General features: G+C 66.5%; 2 protein-coding genes. Both read left to right on the forward strand.

Features of this window, described 5'->3' with window-relative positions; genetic code table 11:
- On the forward strand, nt 1–3,663 hold a 3,663-nt coding region (locus CKY51_RS20375; protein ID WP_152249797.1), incomplete at its 5' end, for a non-ribosomal peptide synthetase.
- A 383-nt stretch (nt 3,664–4,046) separates the two neighbouring features.
- Nucleotides 4,047–5,648, forward strand: a 1,602-nt coding sequence (locus tag CKY51_RS20380) for a condensation domain-containing protein (protein WP_152249799.1), incomplete at its 3' end; no start/stop codon positions are given.

Genomic DNA, 5,648 nt, shown 5'->3' on the forward strand with positions numbered 1-5,648 from the left:
GAAGACACGCCAGGCGAGCCGCGCCTCGTCGCGTATCTGGTCGGAGACGCTGACACCAGCGCCGAGGCCTTGCGCACGCAACTTGCCGCGCGCCTGCCTGAGGTCATGCTGCCCAGCGCCTATGTATGGCTCGATACCCTGCCGCTCACCGCCAACGGCAAGCTCGCCAGGCGTGCCCTGCCGGCCCCGGATGCCGATGCGCTCGCCGCTCACACCTACACGCCACCGCAGGGCGAACAAGAAACCTTGCTGGCCGCACTGTGGAGCGAACTCCTCGGCATCGAACGTATCGGCCGCCATGACAGTTTCTTCGCCCTCGGTGGACACTCGCTGCTCGGCGTGCGGCTGATCTCGCGCATCCGCAGCATGCTCGGTATCGAACTGCCGCTGGCCGCGCTGTTTGCGCAGCCGCGCCTGGATGAACTCGCCAAAGCGCTGGGCAACGCAGGTGCCACCGCGCTACCGCCCATCCTGACGATGCCGCGCACCGAACCGATGCGGCTGTCATTCGCACAGCAACGTCTGTGGTTCCTCCACCAGCTCGATCCGCGTACCGATGCAACCTACATCATGCATGGCGGCGTGCAACTCAGCGGCAACCTGGATGTCCAGGCGCTGACCTGTGCATTGAACCGCATCGTGGCGCGTCACGAAACGCTGCGCACCCGTTTCGCCAACGTCGACGATCGCCCGGTACAGATCATCGATGCACCGCACGAGATCGCCTTGCGACTGATCGACCTGAGCGGCGAGCCGGCACCGGACAGCGCGGCCCGCATGCATGCCCGCAGCGAGGCCAGCACCGGCTTCGACCTGGCCCGCGGTCCGTTGTTCAGAGGCCGCCTGTTGCGCCTGGCCGAGCGCGAGCACGTGCTGCTGCTGAGCATGCATCACATCGTCTCCGACGGCTGGTCCATCGGTGTGTTGATCGAAGAACTCGGTGCGTTGTATACGGCCTTCGTCAGCGATATCCCCGATCCGTTGCCGCCGCTGCCGATCCAGTACGCCGACTATGCCGCCTGGCAACATCACTGGATCGACAGCCAACTGCAGCAGCGCCAACTGGAGTTCTGGCGCACGCAGCTGCGCGATGCGCCGGCGCTGCTGGAGTTGCCGACCGATCGTCCGCGCCCGCCGTTGCAGGACACCGCCGGCGACTACGTGAACATGGTCCTGGACCAGACGTTGAGCGTACGTCTACAGGCGCTGGCCGTGCAGCACGGCATCAGCATCTTCGGTCTGTTGCTGGCCGGGTGGGCGGCGCTGCTGTCGCGCTATAGCGGCCAGACCGATCTGGTCATCGGCACCGCGTCGGCAGGCCGCAATCGCAGCGAACTGGAACCGTTGATCGGCTTCTTCGTCAACACCTTGCCGTTGCGCATCGATCTGTCCGCGCGGCCGACGTTCCTGGAACTGCTGGACCAGGTACAGACAACGCTGCTTGCGGCGCAGGCCCATCAAGATCTGCCGTTCGAACGCATCATCGAAGCGGTGCGGCCAGTGCGTAGTCTGTCGCACACTCCGTTGTGCCAGACCATGTTCTCCTCCGACACCACGCCGGCACGCGCCCTGGAGTTGCCGGACCTGCAGCTGAGCGCCTACCCGAGCGATCATCACGTCGCCCAGTTCGATCTGTCGCTGGAGATGCAGATCGCACCATCGCGCATCGGCGGGGTGCTGCACTATGCCACGGCGTTGTTCGATCGCAGCACCATGCAGGGCTATCTGACCCACTACGCGCACCTGCTGGCGGCACTGGCCGACGCGCCGACGCTGGCAGTGGATCGGCAACCCTTGCTGGACGCACCGGCAATGCGGTCGTTGCAACAATGGAACCAGACGGCACGCCCACCGCAGGCAGCCACGACGCTGCACGCAGCCTTTCAGGCACAGGCGCGCCGGACACCGGACGCACTGGCCGTCATCGACGGCGCACGGCAGCTGCGCTATGCCGAGCTGGATGCCTTTAGCGATCATCTTGCCCAGCAGCTGATCGAACTGGGGGTGGGTGTTGGAGACTACGTGGCAACGCTGTTGCCGCGGAGCGCAGCGCTGGTGGCTGCGCAGCTCGCCATTCTCAAGGTGGGCGCGGCGTATGTGCCGCTCGATCCGCAGCAGCCGTCGGCACGGCATGCGCAATTGGCCGACGACTGCCATGCCCGGGTCGTCGTGCACGCAGAGCCGCAGGCCCCCTCTTGGGCATCGACGGCGTGTCTAACGATCGCCTTCGCGCCGGCGGCAGGCGCACCTGTCACCCTGCCGCCACTGCCGACCTGTGCGCCGGCCTACGTGATGTACACCTCCGGTTCGAGCGGCCGGCCCAAGGGCGTGGTGGTGCCGCATCAAGCAGTGCTCAACCTGGTCTGCAACCCGGACTACGCGCAGTGGCAAGCGGACGATTGCTTCGCCTTTGCGTCCAACCCCGCGTTCGACTCCAGCACGCTGGAAGTGTGGGCACCCTTGCTGTCTGGCGGTCGCCTGGTGGTGGTACCGCAGGACGCGATGCTCGAACCAAGCCTCTTGGCCGACGTCGTCCGGACCCATGACGTCACCGTGCTGATTCTCGTCGCGGGGGTATTGCGCGCCTACGCTGACGAGCTGGCACGCAGTTTGCCGAGCTTGCGCTATTTGATCACCGGCGGTGACATCGCCGATCCACACGCGCTCGCCACCCTATTGGGCGAGGCACCGCCACAGACCTTGCTGCAAACCTACGGCCCCACCGAAACCACACAATTCGTCACCGCGTGTGCGCTGAGCAAGGAAACCCTGCACGATCAACGCATCCCGATCGGGAAACCCATCGGTAACCTACGCGTGTACGCACTCGATCGGCATCGCGCAGCATTGCCGATCGGCATGCAAGGCGAACTGCATATCGCTGGCCTCGGCCTGGCCCTGGGATATCTGCGGCAACCGGCGCTGACGGCCGAGCATTTCGTGCCCGATCCCTTCGCTGCACTCCCGGGCGAGCGCATGTACCGGACCGGCGATGTGGGTCGCTGGCGTGGCGATGGCCTGCTCGAATGCCTGGGCCGACGCGATACCCAGAGCAAGATTCGCGGATTCCGCCTGGAAACGGGCGAAATCGAGGCGGCAGTCTGCACCCACCCGCAGGTGCAGCAAGCGGTGGTCTTGGTGCGCGAGGACCAGCCCGGGAACCGACGCCTGGTCGCCTACGTGATCGCCAAGGCCAGCGCCGCGATGGCGCTCGATCCTGCCGACCTGCGGGCTTACCTGGCCGCACGGCTGCCCGACTACATGCTGCCGGACGCTTATGTGGAGATGCCGGCCTGGCCGCTGACCGCCAATGGCAAGATCGATCGACGTGCGCTCCCGGTACCTGCCGAACACAAGGACGGCGCATCCCCGCTCGATCCGCCGCAGGGCGACGGCGAGCAAGCGCTGGCACAGATCTGGTGCGACGTGCTCGGGATTGCGGTCGTCAACCGCAACGACGATTTTTTCCAGATCGGGGGTCACTCGCTGTTGGCGGTGCAGTTGGCCACGCGTATTCAGGCCAGACTGGGGCGTCGGCTGCCGCTCTCGCGGCTGTTCGCCGAGCCAACGCTCGCACGCATGGCGGCGGCCCTGAGCGAGAGCCAGGCCGTCTCCAGCGCGCCGATCGCGTCGCTGGTCGACCGCAGTCGCTATTACGAATGAGGGAGGGGGTCTGAGACGCCGGCGGTGGACTGTGCAGAGCGAGCATCGCCGGCGATGCAGTCCCACCCTCGTCGCGCCTTCTGAGCCGCCAAGGCCCTGGCGGCGCAGGGAGCCACGGCCTCCAAGCCAGGCCGCGACGCGGCGACGGCGCGAATCGGGGTTGGGCGCCGCCTGGCGTCTGCACGCACGACGACAGACGCGCCTGCGCGCAACATGGTTCCGACGCCAGGCAAGTAGATGTCACGGTGAGTCAAGCGTGTCATGCCTGTAACGCGCAAAAAGACGCTTCGTGATGCGCCCCCGGTGTGTCCCGCAGAACACGCCGTGCGTGGGTGTTCGGCGGCGTCCCCTGGCTACCTCCTTGCTGCCGCCCAAGCTTCTCAATGGACCGCCCTTTCAAGACCTTGCCGGCATCCTTCGCACAGCAGCGCCTGTGGTTCCTGGCCAGGCTGGACCCCCGCGGCAGTACCGCGTATCACCTGGCCGCGGGAGCGTGCCTGCGCGGTGCACTGGACGTAGAGGCGTTGCAGTCCGCGCTCGTGCAGGTCGTGGAGCGCCACGAAGTACTGCGCACCTGCCTGCTGGAGGTGCAGGGCCAGGTCAGGCAACGCATCCTCGACACTGCCACCTTCGACTTGCAGCGGACCGATCTGCGCGACCACCCGCACCGCGCGGCCCAGGTCGACAGCTATGCTCGCGGGGAAGCCAGCCGCCCGTTCGACCTCGCCGCCGGTCCGCTGATCCGCGGGCATCTGCTGCGTTTGCACCAGGACGAGCACGTGCTGTTGATCACGATGCATCACCTGGTGTCCGATGGATGGTCGATCGGCATCTTTCTTGCTGAGTTGGGCGCGCTCTACACCGCGGCGCGCTCCGGCTGCCCGGCGTCGTTGCCGCCGCTACGCGTGCAGTACGCCGATTATGCGATTTGGCAACACAAGCGACTCAGCAGCGAGGTGGTGCAACGGCAACTCGCGTATTGGCGGAGCCGGCTGGCTGGCGCACCGGCACTGCTGCAGCTCCCTTTGGACCGGCCGCGCCCGAAGGTGCAGGACTATGCGGGCGCAAGCATCGACTTCAAGCTACCCGACAGCACCGCCCACGCAGCGCGGCAACTGGCACGTTCGCAGCGCTGCACGCTGTTCACGGTGCTGTTGGCGAGCTGGTCGTTGCTGCTGTCGCGGCTCAGCGGCGCGCCCGAGGTCGTCATCGGCACTGCGGTTGCCGGGCGCACGCGCAGCGAAGTCGAGCCGCTGATCGGCCTGTTCGTCAACACCTTGGCACTGCGCGTTGCCGTGCCCGAGCAGGCGACGGTCGCTGACTGGCTACGCCAGGTACGCGACACCGTCCTCGGCGCACAGGATCATCAGGATGTGCCGTTCGAGCAGGTGGTCGAAGCGCTGAAGCCCGCGCGCACGCTTGCGCATCCGCCGATTCATCAAGTGATGTTCAGCCTGGATACGCAGCAGCAAGCGCAAGTGTTGACGCTGCCGGAGCTTGAGATCACCCCATTACCTGCCGGCCAGCACAGTGCCGAGTTCGATCTTGCGCTGTCCTTGCATCAGTACGGCGACAGCGTTGGCGGGCGTCTGGTCTATGCCACTGCGCTGTTTGATGCCGACAGCATGCAACGCCACGTTGCGCAGTTCCTGTCCCTGCTGCAAGCCATCGGCAACGATGCCGATGTCCGTATCGCCGACCTGCCCTGGCTACCGCAGACGCAACGCCAGCAGCTGCTGCAGGACTTCAATGCCACGATCGCAGACCTGCCGCCGGCCGCCACCCTCGTGCAGGCCCTGCATGCCCAGGTGCAACGCACACCGCAGGCAACGGCGCTGATCGACGGCGAGCACCACCTCCGCTATGCGCAGCTCTGGGAGCGCGCCAGCACGCTGGCCGCCCAGCTACAACAGCGCGGCCTCGCGCACGGACAGGCGCTCGCGCTCATTCTGCCCCGCAGCGCCGGGCTGGTGGTGGCGCAGCTG

The sequence above is a fragment of the Xanthomonas maliensis genome (assembly GCF_009192945.1).
GTDB classification, from domain to species: Bacteria; Pseudomonadota; Gammaproteobacteria; order Xanthomonadales; family Xanthomonadaceae; genus Xanthomonas; species Xanthomonas maliensis.